Origin of the sequence: Streptomyces katrae (assembly GCF_000717655.1) — a bacterium.
Lineage (GTDB): Bacteria > Actinomycetota > Actinomycetes > Streptomycetales > Streptomycetaceae > Streptomyces > Streptomyces katrae_B.
Genome location: NZ_JNZY01000008.1, coordinates 1 through 23264, shown reverse-complemented (window position 1 = coordinate 23264; position 23264 = coordinate 1). Strand labels below are relative to the sequence as shown.

Sequence of the window (23264 nt, the reverse complement as noted above, 5' to 3'; positions counted from 1 at the left end):
AGCCGCGGCCCGCACACATCCCGGACCGATCCGGAGATCGTCGACGGTGGATTGATGTTGGCGTTCACATTATGCAGCGATGACAGCATGTTGGCGGCAGGAATCTTCTCACCGCTCTTGAGATTTCCGCTTGTTAGCGCTCACAATTCGACGGGGTGGGAGTGCTCCCGCAGTCACGTGCCCAGCGCGGCCCCCGATCAGTCCAGCCCACTCGTGCGCGACGCTGCGGGGCCTGCCGGAGGCCGGTCCCGAGAAACCGCCGCGCATGTCGGAGAGACGGTGAGAATGCAGTGAGCAAGACCAACCTCAAGGACCTCCGCCGCGAGGTCTTCGCGGCCAACCTGCGCATTCCGGAGGCCGGTCTGGCCACCCTCACCTGGGGAAACGTCAGCGGAGTCGACCGAGACGCCGGCGTCTTCGTCATCAAGCCGTCGGGGGTCTCCTACGCCGACCTCACCGAGGAGGACCTGGTGACGGTGGCGCTGGAGGACGGGCGGGTCGTCGACGGGCACCTCAGGCCGTCCACCGACACCGAAACCCATCGGTGCCTCTACCGGGCCTTCCCCTCCATCGGCGGCGTCACCCACACGCACTCGGTGCACGCCGTCGCCTTCTCCCAGGCGCGCCGCCCGATCCCCGTGCTCGGCACGACACACGCCGACACCTTCAACGGGCCCGTCCCCGTGACGGCGGATCTCACCGCCGAGCAGTGCGCGCAGGACTACGAGTACAACACCGGACAGGTGATCGTTGCCCGGCTCGAAGGCTGCCCACGCCGGGCCGACGAGGTCCCCGGGGCGCTCGTCTCACGACACGGCCCCTTCACCTGGGGCCCCACCGCGAAGGCTGCGCTGGAGAACGCCATCGTCTGCGAGGCCGTGGCGGAGATGGCGCTGCACACGCTGGCGCTGGGGTCCCGCCTCGGGCACACCTCCGAACCTCCGAGGCATCTGCTGGAGCGGCACTTCACCCGTAAGCACGGACCGGACGCCTACTACGGCAACGTTCCTCACGCCCAGGGCGTCTGAGGCCGCGCAGCATCTCGGCGACGCCTGATCCGGCCGGGCCGTCTGACCGTCGCGGCTCGGAGGGCAGCGGGATCTTGGCCCGCATCCAGCGGCGCGGTTCGCGTGCTTGACCGGATCGACCGGGAGGAATGCTGCCGGCCGCCACGGACGGCCTGCGCTCCAGCGGCCGTGCCCTGGGGCAGCCCGCCGGTGGCCCGCGGCGCCAGTGGGGGGAGGGAGGCGTCAGGCGGTCGGTTCGGTCCGGCCGCGCTCGACTTCGATCCCGGCGGACGGGTGGGCGAGGCTCGGGGCTGGGGTGTGCGCGTCTCCGTCGGGGGCCGGCGCCGCCGCCGCTCGTCGATTTCGCGCCACCTTCTCCGTCCGCCGAAGCTGTCGGGGTAGTCGGCCTGTTCTCGGATGAAAGGGGAGGTCAACTACCTGTACGACCAAGAGCCTTGACGGGCCCGTCCGGCGGCTGGCTTCATTGGGAGCGCTCCCACTTTTGCCCCCCACCCACCAAGGAAGGCTCCACCCGTGCCTCCTGTCACCTCCGCCCGCGGCGTGCCACGTCGCGCGGCCGCCGTGCTCGCCGGCTTCGCGTTCGCCGTCGGCGGCCTGTCCACGACCGCCCTGACCGTTCCGGTCGCGGCCGCCGCCACCGTGGCCGCCTCTGCCGACACACCCGTCCGGGTCAACCAGCTCGGCTACCTGCCCGACGGCCCCAAGCGGGCCACCGTGGCCAGCTCCGCGACCGCCCCGCTCACCTGGCAGCTGCGGGACGCCTCCGGCACGGTGGCCGCCTCGGGCACCACCACGGTGCGCGGTGCCGACCAGGCGTCCGGCCAGTCCACCCACCTGGTGGACTTCGGCGCGTACACCGGCACCGGCACCGGCTACACCCTGGCCGTCGGCGGCCAGAGCAGCCACCCGTTCGACATTTCGGCAGCGCTGTACGACGGACTGCGCGCCGACAGCATGTCGTTCTTCTACCAGCAGCGCAGCGGTATTGCGATCGACGCAGCCCTGGCGGGCGGCAGTGCCTACGCCCGCCCCGCCGGGCACCTGGGCGTCGCCCCGAACAAGGGCGACAGCAGTGTCCCCTGCCAGGCCGGGGGGTGCGACTACCAACTGGACGTGCGCGGCGGCTGGTACGACGCGGGCGACCACGGCAAGTACGTGGTCAACGGCGGCATCTCCGTCTGGGAGATGGTCAACTCCTTCGAGCGGGCGCGCCGTTCGGGCGGCGACGCGGCGCTCGGCGACGCGACGCTGCGGGTGCCGGAGCGCGGCAACGGGACGCCGGACGTGCTGGACGAGGCCCGCTGGGAGCTGGAGTTCCTGCTGCGGATGCAGGTCCCGGCCGGGAAGCCGATGGCCGGGATGGCCTTCCACAAGATGCACGACGCCAAGTGGACCGCTCTGCCGACCCGGCCCGAACTCGACGCCGAACAGCGTGAGTTGCACAAGCCGTCGACCGCCTCGACGCTGAACCTGGCGGCCTCGGGCGCGCAGTGTGCCCGGGTGTACGCGACGTACGACGACGCGTTCGCCGCGCGCTGTCTGGACGCCGCCCGCCGCGCCTGGACGGCTGCCAAGGCCAACCCGAACGTGCTCGCCCCGGCGACCGACAACACCGGCGGCGGTGCGTACGAGGACGCCGACGTCTCCGACGAGTTCTACTGGGCGGCGGCGGAACTTCTGGCCACCACCGGAGAGTCACAGTTCCGGGACGCCGTCACTTCCTCTCCGCACCACACCAAGCCCGTCGACGGGTTCTGGTGGGGCGGGACCGCGACGCTCGGCCGGATCACCCTCGCCACCGTCCCCGGCGTGGCCCTGCCCGCCGACGACCTGGCCCGGCTGCGCGGCCTGCTGACCGCGGCCGCCGATGGTCACCTGTCCACCATGGCCGGACAGGGCTACGCGGTGTCACTCCCCGCCGGCGGATACGCGTGGGGCTCCAACAGCTCCGTCACCAACAACGCGATGGTGCTGGCCGTCGCATACGAGCTCACCGGGCAACAACGCTACCGGGCCGGAGCGCTGGAGTCCCTGGACTACCTGCTCGGCCGCAACGCGCTCGATCTCTCCTACGTCACCGGCTACGGCGAACGCTACTCCGAGAACCAGCACCACCGGTTCTGGGCGCACCAGAACGACGCCTCGCTGCCGCACCCACCGGCCGGTTCCTTCGCGGGCGGGCCGAACGCGGGGCTGGAGGATCCGGTGGCCAAGGAGAAGCTCGCGGGCTGCGCACCGGCGGCGTGCTACGTGGACGACATCGGCTCGTACTCCACCAACGAGGTGGCCATCAACTGGAACGCCTCGCTGGCCTGGCTGGCGGCTTTCGCGGCCGAGCGGCGCAGCGCCCCGGCGGTGCCCGTGGTCCAGGTGTCACCGGCGTTGGTGACGGTCCCGGAGGGCGGTTCGGCGCCGGTGGGCGTGCGGTTGTCGGCCGCGCCCGCGCAGAACGTCACGGTGACGGTGGCCCGTAGCTCCGGCGACCAGGACCTTTCGGCAGCGGCGACCCTGGTGTTCACCCCCGCCAACTGGGCGACGGCGCAACCGGTTTCAGTCGTCGCCGCCCAGGATGCCGATACGTTGTCGGGTAGCGCGAGCTTCACGGTCGGTGGTACCGGCGTGCAGCCGGCGACGTTCACGGCGACGGAGGCGGACGACGATGTGTCGGCGGCCTCCTGCACGGTGGCGTACCGGATCGACAACGCCTGGGGCAACGGCTTCACGGCGACGGTGACCGTGAGGAACACCGGAACCTCGGCGATTTCCGGGTGGACCCTCGGCTGGAGCTTCGCGGGTGATCAGCGGATCAGCAACGCATGGAACGCCACGGTGAGCCAGTCGAGCAGCACGGTCACCGCCCGGGACGCCGGGTGGAACGGCACACTGGCGCCCGGCGGCAGCGTGAGTTTCGGCTTCCAGGCAACGTATTCGGGTACCAACGCGTTCCCGGCGCGCTACACGCTCAACGGTGCACTCTGCTCCTGAACGATCACCACGCCCTGCCCGCCCGCCGACCAGGTGCGGCGGGCGGAGCGCGTGGGGGCCGCTCGGTGGGCTCAGCTCCGCTGCAGGGGAGTCAGGAAGAACGCGCAGTCCTCCGGCGCGAATGCGAGCCGGTACTGAGGCAGGACACCGGGTCCCACGGCGGCGGTGCCGAGGCCGTCCGCGGAGGGAAGTTCGCCGATGCAGAGCAGGGCTCCGGTGGTCCCGTCGAGGCGGCCGGCGCCGAGCAGAATGTGCTCGCCCTCGCTGCGGGCAGGGCCCGGCGGGCCGATCGGCGGGCGACGGCCCGTCGCGGAGCGCCGGAGCTGTCCCCAGGCGACCACGTGACCTCGGGGGGCCCAGTCGGCGGTCCCGCCCCGGGTGCACCCCCCGGCGGTAGCTGGGGGAGGGTCCGGCCGGGGCAGCGGCAGTCGGCCGTGCTCTCCTGCCGCGAGCTCCGGGGTGGGCAGCACGCCGGGGCCAGCCCGACCCCTTCGCGGGCCAGCGACCAGGTGAACCGACCGCAGATGGGACAGGTCCAGCACCTCGTAGCGGTTCTCCACCGTGAGGGTGTCCGGCTCCGGGCCGGGGCCGATTCGGACGGGGGCGATCACCTTCGCGTACTCGAGGAGGCCGGGCGAGGGAGTGCGGTCGGGGAAGACCAAGCGGTCGCAGCTGAAGTTGCCGTCGTGCAGGTCCTCGCCGAAGTCGCAGCCGTAGCCGTAGCCGTAGCCGAACCCCGTTTCCCATGGCGTGGGCGAACTCGGTGAGCAGGAAGGGCCGGCGGTTGCGCGGGTCGTCCGCCGGGTCGCCGGAGCCGGCGCGGGCCGGGTAGGAGACCTCGCCCGGCAGCAGCTGTCCCTGCCCGATCCGGGCGACGGCGGCGGGCGGCCGGTACATCTCGCCGTGGACGTCGGTGTACTCGCCGAGCCGGTCGCCCTCGTAGCGGCTCGGGCGGGACGGGCCGCGCCGCCGAACCCGATCGGAGATGGCCCGGAGGTTGCGGCGACCGTCCCCCGTCTCCTTGCCGAGCGACCACACGATGACGCTCGGGTGGTTCTTGTCCCGTTCCACGGTCCGCTCGATGCGGTCCAGGTAGGCGCCGTGCCAGCGGGGGTCGTCGGAAGGGTTGCGCTGCCATCACCCTGAAGAGGCCCGCCCGTCCGTCAACTTGAGACGGACGACGGCGGAGTGGAGCCAGGATCATCCTGGCTCCACTCCATGGTGCGGGCGGGTCACTGGAACTGTGCGAAGAACCTCCAGATCTCTCCCTTGGTCCAGGTCGCGACGCCGCTCTCATTGGGGGAGCCGTCGACCGGGCCGGGCATGTGGCCTCCGTCGAACGCGGCCCATTGGACGGGGTACCCGGCACGGCAGCCCGAGTAGGGGGTGGTGATGTGCGTCCGGCTGCCCGGCGTCGGCTCGCGCGCACTCTGGGGAGTGCAGCCGTTGTTGCTGACGAACCTGTCGCGCAGGGACCGCCCTTGCGCGATGTTGAGGACGGAGTCGCTGACGCCGTGGATTCCGAAGTAGGCGATGGGCTGGGTGCCGCCGCTGCACCCGCTGATCTCGCCGCCGGAGATGACCGCGACAGCCCTGAAGACGTTCGCCCGGGTGCATGCGAGTGCGTGGCTCATACCGCCGCCCCAGCTGAAACCCGTGGCGAAACGCTGCGCCGGGTTGACGCAGAGGCCGTCCTCGATCCGCCGGATCATGTCGTCGACGAAGGTGACGTCCTCACTGCCCGAATTGGCCCAGCCGTTGCCGAGGCCCTGGGGAGCGACGAGGATGGCGCTGTTGTTCGACTGTTCCCGTTGGCCGTAGTAGGACCAGGCGTTCCCGCTCGTCCCGCCCGAGGCGACTTCGCCGGCGGTTCCGCCCCGCCAGTGGAACGCGAAGATCAGCCGGTAGGGCCGGCTGTTGGTGTAGTTGTCGGGAACCCTGAGGATGAAGCTGCGGCTCTTACCGCTGCTCTGAATCGTGTGCGTACCGCTCGCCAGAGTCGGGGCACTGCCGCATCCGCCGCCAAAGGACGACAGCTTGATCATCTGCCATTGCTGGTTGGCGCCGCCCCAGTCGTTGTACTGGACGACGTTCCCGCCGTCGGCGGTGGAGGCGCCCTGCACCTCCACGGCCTTGTCACTGTTGCGGTTGATCAGCCGGACGTGGCCCGCGTCGGAGTCGGCCAGGCGGAACTGCTGGTCGGCCCCGTTGCCGTCGGCCCACTGCGCCATCGCGGCGCCGTCGGCGGTCGAGGCGCCGGCCACGTCGAGAACCTTGCCCGAATGCCGGGCCCTGAGCCGGTAGAAGCCGCCGCCGGAGTCCACGAACTGCCACTGCTGGTTGGCTCCGTCGCTGCGCGTCCACTGGCTGACCCGCGCGCCGTCGGCGGTGGACCCGCCATGGACGTCCAGTGCCTTGCCGCTGTTGAGGTTGACCAGGACGTACCAGGCCTGGGTGTCCACCGTGGCTGCCTCGGCGGGAACCGGTTTCACCGCCACGAGCGTGCCGATCGCGAGGGTCGCCGCCACCACGGCGGCTAACCGGGGCCACCAGCGATGTCTTGGCGGAGGGGCGTGGGAAGCCGCACCGTGGGTCTTCATCGTTCACCCTTTCGCTGTGGCAGGTCGTCAGGTTCGGGTCCAGCGCTGGTTGCTTCCGTCGGAGCAGGAGTAGAGCTGGATCAGGGTGCCGTTGGCGGTGCCGTTGCCGGTTGCGTCAAGGCAGAGGCCGGACTGGACTCCGGCGATGGATCCGTCGGAGTTGAGGCGCCATTTCTGGTTGTCGCCACCCCAGCAGCCGTAGATCTGGACTTTGGTGCCGTTGCCGGTGCCGGCGGCGTCCAGGCACTTGTTGCCGTAGACCCTGAGCTCGCCTCCGGCGGTGTACGACCACTGCTGGTTGGTGCGGTTGTTGCAGTCCCACAGGTTGAGCTGGGTGCCGTCGCTGGTGCTGGCACCGGGCACGTCCAGGCAGCGGCCTGACCCGACGCCCTTGATCTGTCCGGAACCGGGCGAGGGGGTCGGAGTGGGGGTAGAGGAGCCGGCGTTGAGTGCGCCCAGCACGGAGGTGTAGGCGGGCTTCTTGCTGCCGTTGCCGTCGAACAGGAGCGGCGATTGCTCCGATCGCCAGGAGTCGGTGTCGCGCACACCCCAGACGGTGATGCCGAGGCAGCGCGGGACGGCCAGGCAGTCGTTGGTCACGTTGGCGTAGGTCGTGGCCGAGGCGCCCTGGATGTCGAGTTCAGTGACGGCCACATCGACGCCGAGGGCGGCGAAGCTCTGCAGCGTGGTGCGGAAGTTGCTGTTGTAGGGGCTGTCGTTGTTGAAGTGGGACTGGAAGCCGACGCAGTCGATCGGCACGCCGCGCTGCTTGAAGTCCCGGACCATGGCGTACATCGCCTGGGTTTTGGCCCAGGTCCAGTTCTCGACGTTGTAGTCGTTGTAGCAGAGCTTGGCGGCCGGGTCGGCGGCGCGCGCGGTGCGGAAGGCGACCTCGATCCAGTCGTTGCCGGTGCGCTGCAGGTTGGAGTCGCGCCGGGCTCCCGAGCTGCCGTCGGCGAAAGCCTCGTTCACGACGTCCCACTGAGCGATCTTGCCCTTGTAGTGGGCCATCACGCCGTTGATGTGGTTGGTCATCGCCTGGCGCAGCGTGCTGCCGCTGAGGTTCTGCATCCAGCCGGGCTGCTGGGAGTGCCAGGCCAGGGTGTGGCCGCGTACCTGCTTGCCGTTCTGCACCGCCCAGTTGTAGACGCGGTCACCGGCGTTGAAGTTGAACTGGCCCTGCTGGGGTTCGGTGGCGTCGATCTTCATCTCGTTCTCGGGCGTCACCGAGTTGAACTCGCGGCTCGCGACCGTCGTGTACGCCGAGTCGCCCAGCCTGCCCGAGGCGATGGCGGCGCCGAAGTAACGGCCGCTCTGCGCCGCCGCGCCACCGAGCGTGCTCTCGGCGGCGTGTGAGGTCAGCGGAGCCACCAGCACCGCGGCCGAACCGAGGACGCCGACGACCACGGCCGCACGAAGACCGCCGATCTTCCGGCGGACGGTGTGTGGGGGAATGGCTTTTGAGCCCATGAATGAGCCTCCAGGACAGAAATCACGGAAGGGAGTTGGAGCGCGGCAGAACGAATCCGCGTAAGCGACGCCCGCGTCCATTCACAAAGGACGCTCACCATCAGGGCGTCATGATCCGAGGCCGGCAACCGGCACCCGGACAGACGGTGACACCGTCTCGGGCCTCAGTTTGGAAACCCCGCCGAAACAAGTCAAGAGTTTCGAAATGATTTCGAGATCCTCCCCCTCCAGATAGCCGGTTATCCGCTTCCCTTTGCACGAAGGTCATCGAAAAACTTTCGATGAGGATCGCCCGAGCTGGGCTGGCGAAATCTCAGGAGGGCTACTGCCGCCCGCAGTCGGCGGACGCGCTCGGCCACCTGGTCGCGGCCCGCATCACGCGGTGGGCAGATTCCCGCCAACACGCGCCCGGCTACCGCCGCCATGCCTACCGGCGTCGCCGGCGCCACAGCGGAGGGATCGCCGGGTTCCACGACCGGATGCGCGACCGGGTCCAGCGGGCCGCCGGCGGGGACCCGGGACCGACGCGGGCATCATCGACGCTGGTGTCCAGGCGGTTCCTGCCGGCTCGGGTACGTGAGGTCGAAGCACGTGAAGTGGGCTTGGTTGGTGGAGGGGCGGCCGTGGGAGGTGGCGTAGAGGCCGAGCTGGATGCCGGTGAACAGCGGGGTGAGGAAGGTGGCTTCGACGGTGGTCAGGTCCTGCCAGGCGCCGCCGTCGGGTGCCCCGTGGGCGAAGGTGTGACTGAAGCCGCGGATGCGCACCCCCAGACGAACGGGGCCCGGGTGGACGGGAACGCCGGCCAGGACCTCGCGCCCGCGGCGGAGGGTGAGCCCTTCCGTGGTGCGAAGGAAGAGGAGGTGGGTGTCGTCGTCGAGGACCACGGCGAGGCCTGCCTGTTCGCCCGGTGCGGCGGGGGTGAAGTGCAGTTCGGTGGAGACGTCGCAGTCGGGCTGTTCCTGGGGGCGGACCAGGAGCGACGGGGTGGTGCGCTCGCCGAGGCGTTCGGGGCGGAGCTGGAGGCGGAGCCCTTCGCCTGTGGCCCAGAACCGCTCGGGCGGGGTGCGCAGGCTGTTCCAGTCCGCGGAGAGCGTGGCGAAGTCGTCGTGGACGGGGCGGCGAAGGCCGGTGTGGACGACGGGGGAGAAGACCGGCCAGCTGTCGTCCCAGGTGATCCGGCTGAGGAAGGTCTCGCGCCCGAGGGCGGAGCCCGGGCGGACGCCCAGGAGGACGGCCCGCCAGTCCCCGTACGGGGTTTGGACGAGGTCGGCGTGCCCGGTGCAGATGACCGGACCCTTGGCGGGCGGGAGCACCGGGTTGCCGGAGGCGCCCTCGTAGGGGCCGGTCACGCGGTCGGCGCGGGCGGCCACCACGCTGTGGTCCACATCGGTGCCGCCCTCGGCGGTGAGCAGAAGGTAGGTGCCGTCGATCTTGTAGAGGTGCGGGGCTTCCGACCATCGGGCGCCCGGGTGGCTTCCCGACCACAGGACGTGCTCGGGGCCAGTGAGCCGTCGTTCGCCGGGAAGGTATTCGCGCATCCAGATCTCGGTGCGGCCGGCGGCCTCGTCCAGCACGCGGGCGGCGGTGAACCAGGCCCGGCCGTCGCCGTCGCCATCGTCGTCAGGCCCGGCGTCGAAGAACAGCGACGGGTCGAAGCCCTCGCCGTCCAGCCAGTGCGGCTGCGACCACGGCCCCGCCGGGTCGGTCGCGGTGACGACGAAGTGGCCGGGGCCGTCCATCAGCGTGCAGACGAGATGGAAGACCCCCTCATGGTGCCGGATCGTCGGTGCGAACAGGCCCCGTGAGGGCTCGCACCCGTCGAGGTCGAGCTGAGACGCCCGGTCGAGCGCGGAGCCGATGCGCCGCCAGTTCACGAGATCTCGGCTGTGGAACACGGGAAGGCCCGGGAACCATTCGAAACTGGACGTCACCAGGTAGTAGTCCGCGCCCACTCGGCAGACGGACGGGTCGGGCCGGAACCCGGGCAGCACGGGATCACCGAAGACGGGATCATCGAACAACGTGGTCATGGAACCGGGACGATCTCGACCGGCACGGACAGCACCCGGTCGGCCGCCGGGTGGCGTACCGGGCCCTCCAAAGTGAAGGAGCCCCGGAGCGGAAGGTCGCCGCTGGACCGTCCGACGGCCACGCCGATCTCCCCCGGCTCCACTCTTCTGCTCAGGTCGAGCCCGGTGAACGAGGTCCGGTCGGCATGGACGGAGAAGGTGATCCGGGCGGCTGCGCCCGGCTGCAGCTCCACCCTGGAGAATCCGGCGAGCCACCGCTGCGGCCGGACGACGGACGCCACGGGGTCCGAGAGGTACAGCTGGACCACCTCGGTCCCGGCCACCTCGCCGACGTTGCGTACGGTGACCGAAACGGCGACGGTCCCGTCCGTCGCGGCGACGGGATCCACCTCGAGCTCCGAGCAGGTGAAGCCGGTCCAGCTCAGCCCGTGTCCGAAGGGGAACAGCGGGGTCGGGTCCACCGAGCTCCAGTCGGTGTGCCCGCCGAGCCTGGAGTGCAGGTAGGTGCCGGGCTGGCCGCCGGCCCGGCGGGGGATGGAGACGGGCAGCCGCCCGGACGGTTCCGCGGCCCCGCTGATGATCCGGGCCAGCGCCGTCCCGCCCTCCTCGCCGGGGAAGAAGACCTGCAGCACGGCCGATGCGCGCTCGGCCAGCGTGCCGAGCGCGTAGGGCCGCCCGGAGACGAGGACCAGGACGGTCGGCACTCCGGAGTCCAGCACGGCGGAGGCCAGTGCGGCCTGGTCGCCGGGCAGGTCGAGGGTCTCGGCGTCGCAGCCCTCTCCGGAGGTGCCCCGGCCGAACATGCCCGCCCGGTCCCCGAGCACCAGCACGTTCACGTCCGGATCGTCCGCGGTGACCGTGAACCCGGCAGCGGTGAGCGCCTCGCCGAGCGTCGGGATCTCCAGCCCGAGGTCGCCGGGGAGCGCGACGTGGTTGGGGAAGGAATAGCAGCCGAGGAAGGACCGGGGGTCGTCGGCGTACGGCCCGGTGATCGCGACCCGGCACGGCTGCAGCGGCAGGGTGCCGTCGTTGGCGAGCAGCACGGTGGACCGTTCGGCCAGGAGCCTGGCCAGTGCCCGGTTTTCCGGCGGGTCGAGGTCGACCGGCTCGGGTTTGACGGGTTCCCAGTCGGGGTCGAGCAGGCCGAGCTCGGCCTTCTGCACCAGGACCCGTTCCGCGGCCCGGTCGATGAGCTCCTCGGGTACGCTTCCGGACCGGACGAGTTCGGTCAGCGGCTCGCCGTAGCACCGGGCCGTGGGCAGCTCGACGTCGATCCCGGCGGTCAACGCCAGCGCGCCGGCCGCGCCGCGCGATCCGGTGACGCCGTGGCGGGTCTCCAGGAAAGAGACGGCGTAGTAGTCGGCGACGACCACGCCGCTGAAACCGAGCTCACCCCTGAGCAGCTCGGTCAGCAGCCGTTCGTCGGCGGCCACCGGGACGCCGTCCACGTCGGTGTAGCTGTTCATCACCGACCGGGCGCCCCCCTCGCGCAGTGCCCGTACGAAGGGCTCGACGAGCACGTCGGCGAACTCGCGCGGCCCCGAGGCGACGGGGGCCATGTTCCGGCCGCCGCGCGAGGCCGAGTAGCCGGCGAAGTGCTTGAGCGTCGCCACGATCCCGGCGCCTTCCAAGCCCTGCACGTAGGCGGTGCCGATGGCTCCGACGAGATAGGGATCCTCGCCGATGCACTCCTCGGTCCTGCCCCAGCGGTAGTCGCGGACCACGTCGAGTACCGGAGCCAGCCCTTGATGGACGCCCACCCGCCGCATCCCCGCCCCGATGGCGGCGGCCATCCGGCGCACGAGCCCGGGATCGAAGGACGCACCCCAGGCCGGCGGGGCGGGGAAGACCGTCGCCCCGAACGTCATGAACCCGGTCAGGCACTCCTCGTGAGCGACGGCCGGTATCCCGAACCGGCCGGATCCGGTCACCTGTTGCTGGAGCGTGGCGAGCCGCGCCATGCCGGCTTCAACGGTGATCGGCGCGGTGCCGTACACCCGGGTGAGCTGGCCGAGCCCGTGGGCTGCGATGTCGTCGAGGCCGAGGGCGGACTCGCCTGAATCGTCCTCCATCGGCGCGACCGGTGTCCCCGGATCCGAGGGCAGCGCCCAGAAGCCGGCGAGCTGACCCGCCTTCTCTTCCAGCGTCATCCGTTGCAGCAGATCGGCGACTCGCACGGACACGGGCAGGAGGGGGTCACGCCAGGGCTCGGTCAAGGAGTTCTCCTAGAGAGGGGGCGGGGCGGTGGAGAGCCGGACCTTGAGCTCGGTGGAGAGCTCCATCCGGGGGCTGACCAGGGGTTGGCCGTCCAGGAGTTGGAAGAGGGTGCGGGCGGCGAGCCGGCCCATCTCCTCAAGCGGCTGGCGCACCGTCGTCAGAGGCGGTGACAGCCATTCGCACATCGGCAGGTCGTCGAAGCCGACCACGCTGAGGTCCTGCGGAATGCTCAGCCCACCCTGCCGGGCGGCTTCGTAGACGCCCATCGCCTGCTGGTCGCTACCGGCGAAGATGGCGGTCGGCGGCTCGGGGAGGGCGAGCAGTTCCCGGGCGCACCGGAACCCGCCCTCGTGCTGGAAGTCGCCGAACCGGATCAGGTCGCGGTCGACCTCGATCCCGGCCCGCTCCAGCGCGGCCCGGTACCCGTCGATGCGGGCCTGGCTGCAGAGCATCTCCCTGCGCCCGCCGATCGTGGCGATCCGGCGGTGCCCCAGCCCCAGCAAGTGCTCGGTGGCGGCGAGGCCGCCAGCCCAGTTGGTCGCGCCGATGCTCGGCACACCGTTGCCCGGCAGGTCGATCGGGTCGATGACGACCAGCGCCACCCCGGCCTGTTCGACCTGTGCGCGCTGGGCCTGGGTGACCGAGGCGGTGACGAGGATGACGCCGTCGCTGTGGTGCAGGACCGGCAGTGCGGCCCAGCTCGACGGCGTGGCCTCGCCCGGCGGGACGAGCGACACGACGGTGCCGACGCTCCGCAGGGCACACTCGGCCTCGACGCCGCGCAGTATCTCCACCGCCCACGCGCTGTCCAGACCGCCGATGATCAAGTCGACCAGGCCCGACCTGCGGGCCCTGCCCTGTCGGCCGGGGTGAAGGTAGTTGTGGGAGCGCAGCAGGCTCTCGATCCGTTCGCGGGTCGAGGGCGCCACATCGGAGCGGCCGTTGATCACCTTGGACACGGTGGCCTGGGAGACCCCTGCCTCCGCTGCGATGACGGCCAGGGTCGGGCGCTGCTCGCTCAACTTAACTCCTCTGCGCGGACGCCTTGGGCCGGCGACATGTATCGCAAACTTTCGAAGAGTTTCCGGGCGGGGTGACTTGCTTGTCAAGCTCAAGGGCTCAAGGGGGAAGGGGCGTTGGCGGATTTATCGGTGACAGGTCTTGACCGAGGAGCCCCACGTTCCTAGTTTGTGGCAGCACCGAATTTCGAGAATGTTACGAAATATTTCGAGATCGAGCCGGCATTCCTTACCCCGGAGGTCCCATGGCCAGCACCCCCCCGAGCCGACGAAGCTTCCTGGCCCTCTCGGGCCTGACCGCCCTGTCCGTCTCGCTGGCCTCCGCCTGCGGCGGCGGCGGCTCCGGCGACGAACCGGCGGCCGACGGCAAGCTGACCTTCGCGTGGTGGAACATCGCCACGACGGAACCGGGCAAGTCGCTCTTCCCGCAGATCTCCTCGGCGTTCACGGCCGCTCACCCGAACATCACGATCAAGACGACCTCGTTGGAGAACGAGGCGTTCAAGTCCAAGCTGACCGCCACCACTTCCTCGGGCAAGCTCCCCGACGTGTTCCAGACCTGGGGCGGCGGCGTGCTGCGCCAGCAGGTCGACGCGGGGCTGGTCGAGGACCTCACCGACGCCTTCGGCTGGTCGTCCGACCTCACCCCCGTCTCGCTGCAGGCCTACCAGTTCGAGGGCCGGACCTACGGAGTGCCCTACGACGTCGGCATGGTCGGCTTCTGGTACAACAAGAAGCTCTTCGCCCATGCCGGGATCACCGCTCCGCCGGCCACCTGGGCCGAGCTCCTCGAAGACGTCAAGAAGCTCAAGGCCGCGGGCGTCACCCCGATCGCCCTCGCGGGCAAGGAGAAATGGCCGGGCCACTACTACTGGGCCTACCTCGCGATGCGCGTCGCAGGCCTCCCCGCGCTGGAACAGGCCGCGACCGCCAAAGACTTCACCGGCGCCGGCTTCGTCCAGGCAGGCACCCACCTCAAGGAACTGGTCGACCTCCAGCCGTTCCAGACGGGCTTCCTCGGCGCCGGCTACGCCACCCCCGGAGGCCAGGCAGCGACCATGGGCAACGGCAAGGCCGCCATGGAGCTGATGGGGCAGTGGGGACCGTCGGTGCAGAAGGACGCGGGCGCCGACCTCGGAGCGGACCTGGGCTTCTTCCCCTTCCCGACCGTCGACGGCGGTGTCGGCGAGGTCACTGATGTGTTCGGCGGTGGCGGCGGCTTCGCGCTGCGCAAGGGCGCCCCGAAGGAGGCGCTGGACTTCCTGAAGTTCTTCGTTCTGGAAAACGAGTCCAAGCTCCTGGCCTCCAACGGCTACCTGCCGGTGGTCAGGGGCGCGGAGAGCCAGCTCGCCGACGCCAACAGGAAGGTGGTGGCCGACAGCCTGGTCAAGGCGACTGGCTTCCAGCTCTTCCTCGACCAGGCCTACCCGCCGGCGGTCGGCCAGGAGGTCAACGACAGCGTCGCCGACCTCATCGCGGGCAAGAAGACGCCCGAGCAGGTCACCAAGTCGATCACCGAGGCTGCGAAGGGTGCCTAGCTCCGTGCCCACCCTGACCAAGGAGCGGGCGCAGGACGCCCTTCCGGTGCGCCCGCCCGCCCCGGCACGGTCGCTCCTGCGCGGATTGCGGAGCTGGGCGTCGGTCGCCTGGTTCCTCGTCCCGGCTCTGGTCCTCTTCCTCGTCTTCGTCCTCGCCCCGATCGCCGTCGCCGTCTACACCGGCTTCTTCAAATGGGGCGGGACCGGCCCCATGGACGACTTCGTCGGCTTCGAGAACTACGCCAGGCTGTTCGACGATCAGGTCTTCCTCGGCGATCTGGAGCACGGGCTGTATCTGATCGCCCTGTCGATCACGGTGCAGTTGCCGTTCGCGCTGTTCACCGCGGTCCTGCTCAACCAGAGGCTGCGCGGCCGGGCCGTCTACCGGATGCTGTTCTTCGCGCCGTACATCCTGTCCGAGGTGGTCACGGCGGTCCTCTTCACGATGGTCTTCCTTCCCGGTGCCGGCATGGCCGACCATCTCGCCGGCGCCCTCGGCCTGGAGGGGCTGCGGGGCAAGTGGCTCGCCGATCCCTCGACGGTCATGCCGACCCTGTTCGTGGTCATGACCTGGAAGTACTTCGGCTTCCACATGATGCTCTTCCTCGCCGGGCTGCAGGGCATCCCGGGCGAGATCCTCGAGGCCGCCCGCATCGACGGCGCCGGCGTCTGGCAGCGGTTCCGGCACGTGACGCTGCCGCTGCTCGGCCCGACGATACGGATCAGCGCCTTCCTTTCGATCATCGGGGCCATCCAGCTCTTCGACCTCGTCTGGGTCATGACCGCGGGCGGCCCCAACCACTCCTCCGAGACGATGGCGATCTCGATGTTCCAGTTCGGATTCAAGCGCTACCAGGTCGGCTACGCCAGTGCGATCAGCGTGGTGTTGTTCATGATCAGCCTCGTTTTCTCCCTCTTCTACCAGCGTTACGTGCTCCGCCGTGACCTGAGCGGGGCCGTCACCTCGGGAGGTGGCCGATGAACGCCCGCAGGACGGCACGCGGCCTGTCGCTGCACGCCGTGGTCTGGCTGATCGGTGCGTTCGTCGCCGTGCCGCTGATCTACGCGGTGATCTCCGGTTTCAAGAGCACCGGCGAGCTGACGACCAACCCGTTCGGGCTGCCGGAGCATTGGAAGGCCGGCAACTACACCGGCATCCTCGGCGACGGGATGTTCTGGCGGCAGATCGCCAACAGCGCGGGCATCGCGATCGGCACGACGTGCTGCACGGTGGCGGCGTCCGCGATGGCGGCGTTCGTGCTGGCCCGCTACGCCTTCCGGGGCAGGGAGCTGTTCTACACGCTCTTCACGATCGGGCTGATGTTCCCGTTCGCGGTGGCCGTCCTGCCGTTGTTCCTGCTGCTGCGCAACTTCGAGCTGCTCGACAACCCGCTCGGAGTGATCCTCCCGCAGGCGGCCTTCGGGCTCCCCATGACGATCATCATCCTGCGCGGCTTCTTCCGGACCATCCCGGCGGAGGTGGAGGAGGCGGCCATCGTGGACGGCTGCGGCAAGTTCCGGTTCTTCTGGAAGATCCTGCTCCCGATGGCGCGTCCGGCGCTCGGCACGGTGTCGGTGCTGGCGATCGTCGCGAGCTGGAACAACTTCTTCCTGCCACTGCTGGTGTTCAACGACCCGCAATGGCAGACGATCCCGGTCGGCGTCCAGCAGTTCCAGGGCCAGTACTCGACCGACTACGCGCTCGTCCTCGCCTACATCGTGCTCGCCATGGTGCCCGCCCTCGCCTTCTACGCCGTCGCCGAGCGGCAGTTGATCGGCGGCCTCACCGCGGGCGCCACCAAGGGCTGACTCGTCCCGCGCGACCTCCACCCCCAGGAGCCGTTGTGAAACGCCTGACCGCACTGACATGCGCCATTTTGTTAGCGCTAACATCGCAAGCCGTGGCCGCCCCTGCGCGACACGACATCGACTTCCGCGCCGCGCTCCAGCCCATAGACGGATTCGGCTTCTCGAAGGCCTTCCAGCGGGCCGACCTGCTGCACGGCGCCCGCGGACTCAGCCCGGCCAAGCAGCGCGAGGTGCTCGACCTGCTGCTCAGTGAGGACAAGGGCGCGGGCCTTTCGATCCTGCGCCTGGGCATCGGGTCGTCGACCGACAGGGTCTACGACCACATGCCGACGATCCTGCCGGCCGATCCCGGCGGACCGGACGCCACGCCGAAGTACGTCTGGGACGGCTGGGACGGTGGCCAGGTCTGGCTCGCCAAAGAGGCCAAGGCCTACGGCGTCACACGGTTCTTCGCCGACGCCTGGAGCGCCCCTGCCTTCATGAAGACCAACGGAAGCGAGAACGACGGCGGCGAGCTGCGGCCCGCATGGCGCCAGGCCTATGCGAACTACCTCGTCCAGTACGCGAAGTTCTACCGGCAGGAAGGCATAGAGATCACCGACCTCGGATTCACCAACGAACCGTTCCTGTGGTTGTTGGCCAGTGTTGGCCGAATCACCATGAACCTGACCAGACGTTGGGCGTCTGGCACCGGGTGTCTCCCGAACGGTCTTGGAGACGGGGAACAGCACGAGCTGGTCGCTTCGGTCCCGGCAGGTCTTGGTGCCCCGGTGGGGCGTGCCTGTGGTCCTTGGCGGGCTCGTGGTCCCGCGTGCCCTCGGTGCGGGGACGGTCTGGCCGGCAACTCTCCGCGCCACGATCCTCTGGTCGTGTGCGGTCACACCTGGCCGACGCCGTATCCCGTGTCCGAGGGCGCGCCTGCCGATCGCCGTCGCGGCCGCGTGGTGGCCGGTGACGACGGTGGTCTTCGATTGCTGCTGGAGCGGCTGCTTCCAGTGCTGGCCGCCCCAGCGGGAGGTATAGGCCGGATCGACCGCGACGACGACGAGTCCGGCGTGGTGGGCCATGCCGCACAGGCGCTCCCGGAAGCGTGCGGTCGGCAAACCGGCGACGGTGCGGCGGAACGTCTTGCCGCGATTGCCGCGTCCCATGGTTTCGCGGCCGGTGGCCCGGGCGTCGTCGAAGCCGAGGTTCTCGATCGCGATACCGGCGCAGCCGTTCCCCTTGGCGAGGGCGATCAGTTCGGTGATCGCGGCTCTCAGGCGGCCGTCGCGCTTGGATGCGGGGCCGGCCAGGTCGGTGGGCACGGTGATCGGCTCACCGACGGGATTGCCGGGCGCGTCCACGACGCAGACGGCGAGATGGCCGGCATTGAGGTCCACGGCCAGCAGCCGGACACCGGTAGCGGCCAGCTCGACCGGGGTGGGGGGCACTGTCTTCTCGGTGGACCAGGATGCGTCGAGGTACCAGCGGCCGCGTTCGGGGTCGTAGGTGATGTCGTAGCGGACGGCCCGGTTGGCGATGAGCCGGTCCAGCCACTCCTCGCGCCGGTGGTTGAAGGTGATGGTGCAGGTGAGGCGGTAGCGGCCGCGCGGCGCGTTGGCGAGGTGCCGCAGAGGTTCGGGCAGGACAATGGTGACCGTGCCGTCGGCCGGGTCCACGCTGATCGTGTAGTTCCCGTACGGTGCACCCGACTCCCCGTCGGCGGTCAGGAACATGCGGGCCGCGTCCCACCGCTCCCGCCACCCGGGCCCGGTGAGACCGGCGTCGGCCAAGTTGTGCCGCACCTTCGCCAGCCGACGGCCGCCCACCACGATCGCCGGATGACCGGCCTCGATACGCGATTCCACCTCGGCCAGGCGGGCGGTGAGCACCTGCAACCGGCACTGCTTCTGCGCCCGCTCCGCTTGGTTCGGGTAGCCGCGCACTCCACCCACGCGCCGCCCGCACGGCACCGCCAGACGCTGACCGATCTTGGCGGTAGCCCGGCGCAGGGACGCTCGCTCATCGAACAGGCACCGCAAGGAGAGCTGGTACTGATCCTCGCAGGCGCGGGTGATCGCACCCGCCCACCGGGATGAAGACACCTTCGTCAGCACGCGCTTCCGCTCCGCCCGCCGATTGTCCTTCACCGGCACCCGGCCGATACGGACACGCTCCGCCAGATCGGCACGGGCGTGATGACCGAGCTGTCCACCCAGGAGCGTCAGGACCTTCTCATCCGCCGGACTCAGGCGCAGACGGTCCCGGATACGCGCACCGGCAGGGGGCGCGACCGTGAACGGATCGGCAAGCACGCGCAATTCACGCCTCCCTACGTGCACCGCGTGCCACCAGCAGCCCCCTCTCCACCTGCACCACGACCACACCGACCCCCACAGGCAACCAGCCCAGCAAGACCACAAGCCCTGCAACCCCACCTCGATTCACCCAAATGGGGTATCCGATGGCCAATCACGGCCTACAGCCCAATCCACGACGGCCCCCTGGCCGCAGCCCTCACGACCGGCCGTCAGCTGGAACGGCTGAAGGCCGGAGACCTCACTCACCTCGGCCACGGCGAAGTGTCACGACTGGAGCGCCCGGAGCACCAGCGCTTCGGCATGTGCGGCCGCCTTCACACCTATCCCCTCCCCGGCACCCCGACGAGGCCGCTCCGCAGTTCGTACGGGTCGCCTCACCCCCGCCCCCACCTCCCGAAGGAGCTCTTCTGATGTGGTCCCCCCATCCATCCCCGGTGCACCTGCGACGACGCCTGCTCTCCGTCCTCGCGCCCTTGCTGCTCCTGGCCGCCTTCCTCGGTGTGCAGCCCGCCGGCGCGGCGCCGACCGTCGACCCGAACGCCTCGTACGTGCTGGTCAACCGCAACAGTGGCAAGGCCCTGGACGTCTACAACCTGGCGACCAACGACGGCGCCCGCATCACGCAGTGGACCAGGAACGATCAGAACCAGCAGCAGTGGCAGTTCGTCGACTCCGGCGGCGGTTACTACCGCATCAAGTCCCGTCACTCCGGCAAGGTGCTGGACGTCCAGAACGGGTCCACCGCGAACGGCGCCTCGATCGTCCAGTGGGCCGACGTGAACGGCACCAACCAGCAGTGGCGGCTGGCCGACAGCTCGGACGGGTACGTGAGGTTGATCGCGCGCCACAGCAACAAGGCCCTCGAAGTACAAGGCGGCTCCACCGCCGACAACGCGAACGTCGTCCAGTACGACGACTGGGGCGGCACCAACCAGCAGTGGCAGCTCGTCCGAGTCGGCGGGGGCAACCCCGGCACGTGCAATCTTCCGTCGGCGTACCGCTGGACATCAACGGGCCCGTTGGCGCAGCCCAAGCCGGGGTGGGCCTCGCTCAAGGACTTCACCGTGGCCCCGTACAACGGCCGGCAACTCGTCTACGCGACGACGCACGACACGGGGAAGGCGTGGGGTTCGATGAACTTCGGCCTGTTCACCAACTGGTCGGAGATGGCCTCGGCCAGCCAGAACGCGATGTCGACCTCCACCGTCGCACCCACGCTCTTCTACTTCGCGCCGAAGAACATCTGGGTGCTCACCTACCAGTGGGGCGGCGGGGCCCCCTTCTCCTACCGGACGTCGAGCGACCCCACCAACCCGAACGGCTGGTCGTCACAGCAGGTGCTCTTCTCGGGGAGCATCGCCGGCTCCGGAACGGGACCCATCGACCAGACCCTCATCGGTGACGGCACGAACATGTACCTGTTCTTCGCCGGTGACAACGGCAAGATCTACCGCGCCAGCATGCCGATCGGGAACTTCCCGGGCAGTTTCGGCTCGACCTACACGACGATCATGAGCGACACGACGAACAACCTGTTCGAAGCCCCGCAGGTCTACAAGCTCCAGGGCCAGAACCGCTACCTCATGATCGTCGAGGCGGACGGCTCGCGGGGGCGCTACTTCCGCTCGTTCACAGCCACCAGTCTGGACGGCGCATGGACGCCGCAGGCCGCGAGCGAGAGCAACCCCTTCGCCGGCAAGGCCAACAGCGGCGCCAGCTGGACCAACGACATCAGCCATGGCGAACTGATCCGCACCAGCGCCGACCAGACCTTCACCGTCGATCCCTGCAACCTGCGGTTCCTCTACCAGGGACGCGACCCCAACGTCGGTGGTGACTACGGCCTGTGGCCCTACCGGCCGGGACTGCTGACGCTGCAGCGCTGACGACGTGACGCGGGTCCGGCTCGGAGTGGAGCCGGCGTGGCGGGCTCGGCGGAAGGCCGAGCCCGCCCGGGCGAATAGCCGCAGCATGCGCCAGTGCCGACAAAATAAATTCCGTTGGTGGCTCATGAAAGCCAGGGCTGGTGCGTTATATGCCAGAAAATAGCCAGGTCACGAGTTCGTGGAATGGGTCTCCGTGCGCCTGCGAAGCAAGCGTGCGAGGGACCGTCGCGGAGTGTACGTGTGGCCGGGCGCCAGTTTTCGTCGCGGACCTCACTCGTACGGGTATCCGTACCGGGCGGCTGGTGACCTGCCGCTTTTGACCGCGTTCGTTGTCGTAGGCGGAACGCTTCAGCGGGTCGTGGAGGGTTTGGTAGGCGTCGATGACTTCGGCGAGTTCCGCATCCGCCGACGGCCCACTAGGGCGGACGTCAGGGTGCAGGGCCCGGATCAGCGTGCGATAGGCGCTGGTGATCTGCTCCGGCGACGCCTCCGCCCGGAGACCGAGGACGGCGTAATGGTCCCGCCCCGGGCGCGAGCTGCTCATTCCTCTCACCTCCGGAATGTCGGAGCGACCCTCACTTTCGTATCCGTCTTAAAACGTGCGGGCGATGTTGTCAAGCCAATCGGCAGGGGTATATCGATTAAGGAAGAGGAGTGGTCCGAAGGGAGGCGAGGGACATGATCACCGAGATGGCATTGGAGCGGGTGGAATTCACGTGCGGCCGGTGCTGGCATGACTGGAGTATCGACTACGACGTGCAGCAGTACAGCGATGAGGACGGCGCCTGGGAGTACTTCTCACGCGACGGCATTCCCGTGCCCTCCCCCTACACTCCTGCCGGTGCCTCACCGTGTCCCGTGTGCGGCCGACACTGGGTGGGCCGCCTCCTTGCGCGCAGGCTCATCCCCGCGGCACCGGGCGCAGTCGGCACGCCGCGGGAGAAGGTCACCGACGCCGCTCATCACCGGCCAGAACGGCGCGGCGCGCCGCTGCTCCACTCCACGGCGCACACACCACCCGAGCAGCCTGGAGTGGGCGTAGAGCTTCGCGAGCGAGCCTCTTCGGCTGCGGCCGACTGAGCCTTGCGTCCGCGGGGACACCCACCGGAAGGCGCCTCCCCCGTCGCATCGCCCGCTGTGGGCCGTGGGGAGCAGGACGCGGGCGGGGAGGCCGGATTCCCGGCCGCCCCGCCGCTTGACGGTGCTGTGTCAGGCCGGTGGTGGCGGTTTGGCGTTGCCGTGTCCTGGCTGGGCGTGGTCGGGTGGTTCGCTCACCGTGACCTGCGCCGGGCGCAAGAGGTGTTGTCCGACGCGGTAGCCGGGCCGGAGCACCGTGGTGCAGGTCGGCTGGTCGACGTCGTCGGACCGCTGATAGGAGATCGCTTCGTGCCGGGTGGGGTCGAAGACTTCGCCCGGGGCCCCGACTTCCTGCAGGCCGAGGGTGGCGAGCTGGGTTTCCAGCGCGTGGGCGACCGCCCGGAAGCCCGGGTCGAGTTCACCGTGTTCGCGGGCCCGGTCAATGGCGTCGAGGACCGGAAGCAGCCCTCCCAGGACGTTGGCGACCGCGATTTCCCGTATCGCGAGGCGGTCTCGCCGCACCCGCTTGCGGTAGTTGTCGTACTCGGCCTTCAGCCGCTGTAGATCGGCGGTGCGCTCCGCGAGCTGCGTCTCCCATGCCTCGGACGGGCTGCCCGCGGCCGGAGGGCCGGGAGTTCCCGGCTCTCCGGCGCGTGGCTGCGTCTCCCGTTGCGCAGGAGCGCTGTCGGGCGCCCTCAGCTGGAGGGTGACGGGGTCGATGCGTCGCTTGTCGCGGATGACGACGGGCGGCTGCCTGCGCGGCCCGTCGAATGACTTCGGCCGGCTCATCCCGCGTCTCCCTTCGCCTTCTCCTCGTCGACGATCTCCGCGTCGACGACTTCCTCGTCCTCTCCTGCCGGCTCGCCGCCGGATGCCGCTCCGCCGCCGCCCGCTGCCCCCTGGACGTCGGCGTAGAGAGCGGTGCCGATCTTCTGGGCGGCCGCGCTCGCGCGCTGCGTCGCGTTGCGGATGGCCGTGGTGTCTTCGCCCTTGAGTGTTTCCTTCAGCTCGGCCACGGCGGTCTCGGTCTCGGTCTTGACCTCGGCCGGGACCTTGCCGTCGTTCTCGCGCAGCAGCTTCTCGGTCTGGTAGACGAGTTGTTCGGCGCTGTTGCGGGTCTCGGCGGCCTCCTTGCGGCGGCGGTCTTCCTCGGCGTGCTGTTCGGCTTCTCGGACCATGCGGTCGATGTCCTGGCGGGGCAGGGAGGAGCCGCCGGTGACGGTCATCTTCTGCTCCTTGCCCGTGCCGAGGTCCTTGGCCGTGACGTGCATGATGCCGTTCGCGTCGATGTCGAAGGAGACC

Annotated in this window: 17 protein-coding genes and 1 pseudogene; 8 read left to right on the top strand and 10 right to left on the bottom strand. The window is 69.7% G+C overall.

Translation table 11 applies throughout. The annotated features are described in order from the left end of the window. The first annotated feature begins 290 nt into the window (after window positions 1-290). Both araD and IF09_RS0111690 read left to right on the top strand, forming a co-directional pair. On the top strand, window positions 291-1028 hold the full coding sequence (gene araD, locus IF09_RS0111695; RefSeq protein WP_030294649.1) for an L-ribulose-5-phosphate 4-epimerase AraD: 738 nt from the start codon (window positions 291-293) through the stop codon (window positions 1026-1028). A 513-nt stretch (window positions 1029-1541) separates the two neighbouring features. Continuing rightward, window positions 1542-4013, top strand: coding sequence for a glycoside hydrolase family 9 protein (locus IF09_RS0111690; protein ID WP_030294647.1), 2472 nt, complete (start codon window positions 1542-1544; stop codon window positions 4011-4013). A 71-nt stretch (window positions 4014-4084) separates the two neighbouring features. On the opposite strand, the gene IF09_RS46905 is transcribed toward IF09_RS0111690, so the two are convergent. The 7 genes and pseudogenes from IF09_RS46905 to IF09_RS0111660 form a co-directional block, all read right to left on the bottom strand. After that, window positions 4085-4675, bottom strand: a complete 591-nt coding sequence (locus tag IF09_RS46905) for a beta-galactosidase domain 4-containing protein (RefSeq protein WP_030294646.1) — start codon at window positions 4673-4675, stop codon at window positions 4085-4087. A 133-nt stretch (window positions 4676-4808) separates the two neighbouring features. After that, window positions 4809-5084 (bottom strand): annotated as a pseudogene (locus IF09_RS46900) (glycoside hydrolase family 2 TIM barrel-domain containing protein); the annotation flags it as partial. Window positions 5085-5245: 161 nt separating this feature from the next. Further along, window positions 5246-6544, bottom strand: a complete 1299-nt coding sequence (locus tag IF09_RS0111680; protein ID WP_030294644.1) for an RICIN domain-containing protein — start codon at window positions 6542-6544, stop codon at window positions 5246-5248. 96 nt (window positions 6545-6640) lie between these two features. Continuing rightward, a complete protein-coding gene (locus tag IF09_RS0111675; protein WP_030294642.1) occupies window positions 6641-8083 on the bottom strand; it encodes an endo-1,4-beta-xylanase in 1443 nt (480 codons plus the stop codon). A gap of 533 nt (window positions 8084-8616) precedes the next feature. Then, window positions 8617-10113, bottom strand: coding sequence for a glycoside hydrolase family 43 protein (locus IF09_RS0111670; protein WP_037634629.1), 1497 nt, complete (start codon window positions 10111-10113; stop codon window positions 8617-8619). Continuing rightward, entirely contained in the window at window positions 10110-12329 is a 2220-nt protein-coding gene (locus IF09_RS0111665) for a glycoside hydrolase family 3 N-terminal domain-containing protein (RefSeq protein WP_030294639.1), read from the bottom strand. Before IF09_RS0111665 ends, IF09_RS0111670 begins: the two co-directional genes overlap by 4 nt. 9 nt (window positions 12330-12338) lie before the next feature. Then, window positions 12339-13352: a LacI family DNA-binding transcriptional regulator gene (locus tag IF09_RS0111660; RefSeq protein WP_030294637.1), complete on the bottom strand. Its 1014-nt coding sequence runs from the start codon at window positions 13350-13352 to the stop codon at window positions 12339-12341. A 242-nt stretch (window positions 13353-13594) separates the two neighbouring features. Here IF09_RS0111660 and IF09_RS0111655 point away from each other — a divergent pair, with 242 nt between their 5' ends. From IF09_RS0111655 to IF09_RS0111635, 5 genes are all read left to right on the top strand, one after another. Further along, window positions 13595-14887 carry an extracellular solute-binding protein gene (locus IF09_RS0111655; protein WP_030294635.1) on the top strand — a complete coding sequence of 431 codons (1293 nt, stop codon included), beginning with the start codon at window positions 13595-13597 and terminating at the stop codon, window positions 14885-14887. A gap of 4 nt (window positions 14888-14891) precedes the next feature. After that, on the top strand, window positions 14892-15869 hold the full coding sequence (locus IF09_RS0111650; RefSeq protein WP_418953037.1) for a carbohydrate ABC transporter permease: 978 nt from the start codon (window positions 14892-14894) through the stop codon (window positions 15867-15869). Further along, window positions 15866-16696 (top strand): carbohydrate ABC transporter permease, encoded by an 831-nt coding sequence (locus tag IF09_RS0111645; RefSeq protein WP_030294631.1) that lies wholly within the window; start codon window positions 15866-15868, stop codon window positions 16694-16696. Before IF09_RS0111650 ends, IF09_RS0111645 begins: the two co-directional genes overlap by 4 nt. A 35-nt stretch (window positions 16697-16731) precedes the next feature. Beyond that, window positions 16732-18777 carry a glycoside hydrolase gene (locus IF09_RS46895; RefSeq protein WP_234320959.1) on the top strand — a complete coding sequence of 682 codons (2046 nt, stop codon included), beginning with the start codon at window positions 16732-16734 and terminating at the stop codon, window positions 18775-18777. Between the two features lie 632 nt (window positions 18778-19409). Continuing rightward, the gene (locus IF09_RS0111635) at window positions 19410-20885 is read left to right on the top strand and encodes a non-reducing end alpha-L-arabinofuranosidase family hydrolase (protein ID WP_030294628.1); all 1476 of its coding nucleotides are present in this window, start codon (window positions 19410-19412) and stop codon (window positions 20883-20885) included. Between the two features lie 145 nt (window positions 20886-21030). Here the strand turns inward: IF09_RS0111635 and IF09_RS48445 are convergent, their stop codons facing one another. Next, the gene (locus IF09_RS48445) at window positions 21031-21429 is read right to left on the bottom strand and encodes a J domain-containing protein (protein WP_078613191.1); all 399 of its coding nucleotides are present in this window, start codon (window positions 21427-21429) and stop codon (window positions 21031-21033) included. A gap of 134 nt (window positions 21430-21563) precedes the next feature. Between IF09_RS48445 and IF09_RS0111630 the strand changes: the two genes are divergently transcribed. After that, window positions 21564-21965 (top strand): hypothetical protein, encoded by a 402-nt coding sequence (locus IF09_RS0111630; protein WP_051832384.1) that lies wholly within the window; start codon window positions 21564-21566, stop codon window positions 21963-21965. A gap of 129 nt (window positions 21966-22094) precedes the next feature. Here IF09_RS0111630 and grpE read toward each other — a convergent pair whose 3' ends face one another. Both grpE and IF09_RS0111620 read right to left on the bottom strand, forming a co-directional pair. Beyond that, window positions 22095-22751 (bottom strand): nucleotide exchange factor GrpE, encoded by a 657-nt coding sequence (gene grpE / locus IF09_RS0111625; RefSeq protein WP_030294625.1) that lies wholly within the window; start codon window positions 22749-22751, stop codon window positions 22095-22097. After that, window positions 22748-23264: Hsp70 family protein (locus IF09_RS0111620; protein WP_030294623.1), on the bottom strand; the 517-nt coding region annotated here is incomplete at its 5' end. The genes IF09_RS0111620 and grpE, both read right to left, overlap by 4 nt.

Coding starts and splice junctions, on each gene's coding strand:
- grpE (WP_030294625.1), bottom strand. CDS start 22,751: ATGAGCCGGCCGAAGTCATTCGACGGGCCGCGCAGGCAGCCGCCCGTC.
- IF09_RS48445 (WP_078613191.1), bottom strand. CDS start 21,429: ATGAGCAGCTCGCGCCCGGGGCGGGACCATTACGCCGTCCTCGGTCTC.
- IF09_RS0111645 (WP_030294631.1), top strand. CDS start 15,866: ATGAACGCCCGCAGGACGGCACGCGGCCTGTCGCTGCACGCCGTGGTC.
- IF09_RS0111630 (WP_051832384.1), top strand. CDS start 21,564: ATGATCACCGAGATGGCATTGGAGCGGGTGGAATTCACGTGCGGCCGG.
- IF09_RS0111635 (WP_030294628.1), top strand. CDS start 19,410: ATGTGGTCCCCCCATCCATCCCCGGTGCACCTGCGACGACGCCTGCTC.
- IF09_RS0111670 (WP_037634629.1), bottom strand. CDS start 10,113: ATGACCACGTTGTTCGATGATCCCGTCTTCGGTGATCCCGTGCTGCCC.
- IF09_RS0111655 (WP_030294635.1), top strand. CDS start 13,595: ATGGCCAGCACCCCCCCGAGCCGACGAAGCTTCCTGGCCCTCTCGGGC.
- IF09_RS0111675 (WP_030294642.1), bottom strand. CDS start 8,083: ATGGGCTCAAAAGCCATTCCCCCACACACCGTCCGCCGGAAGATCGGC.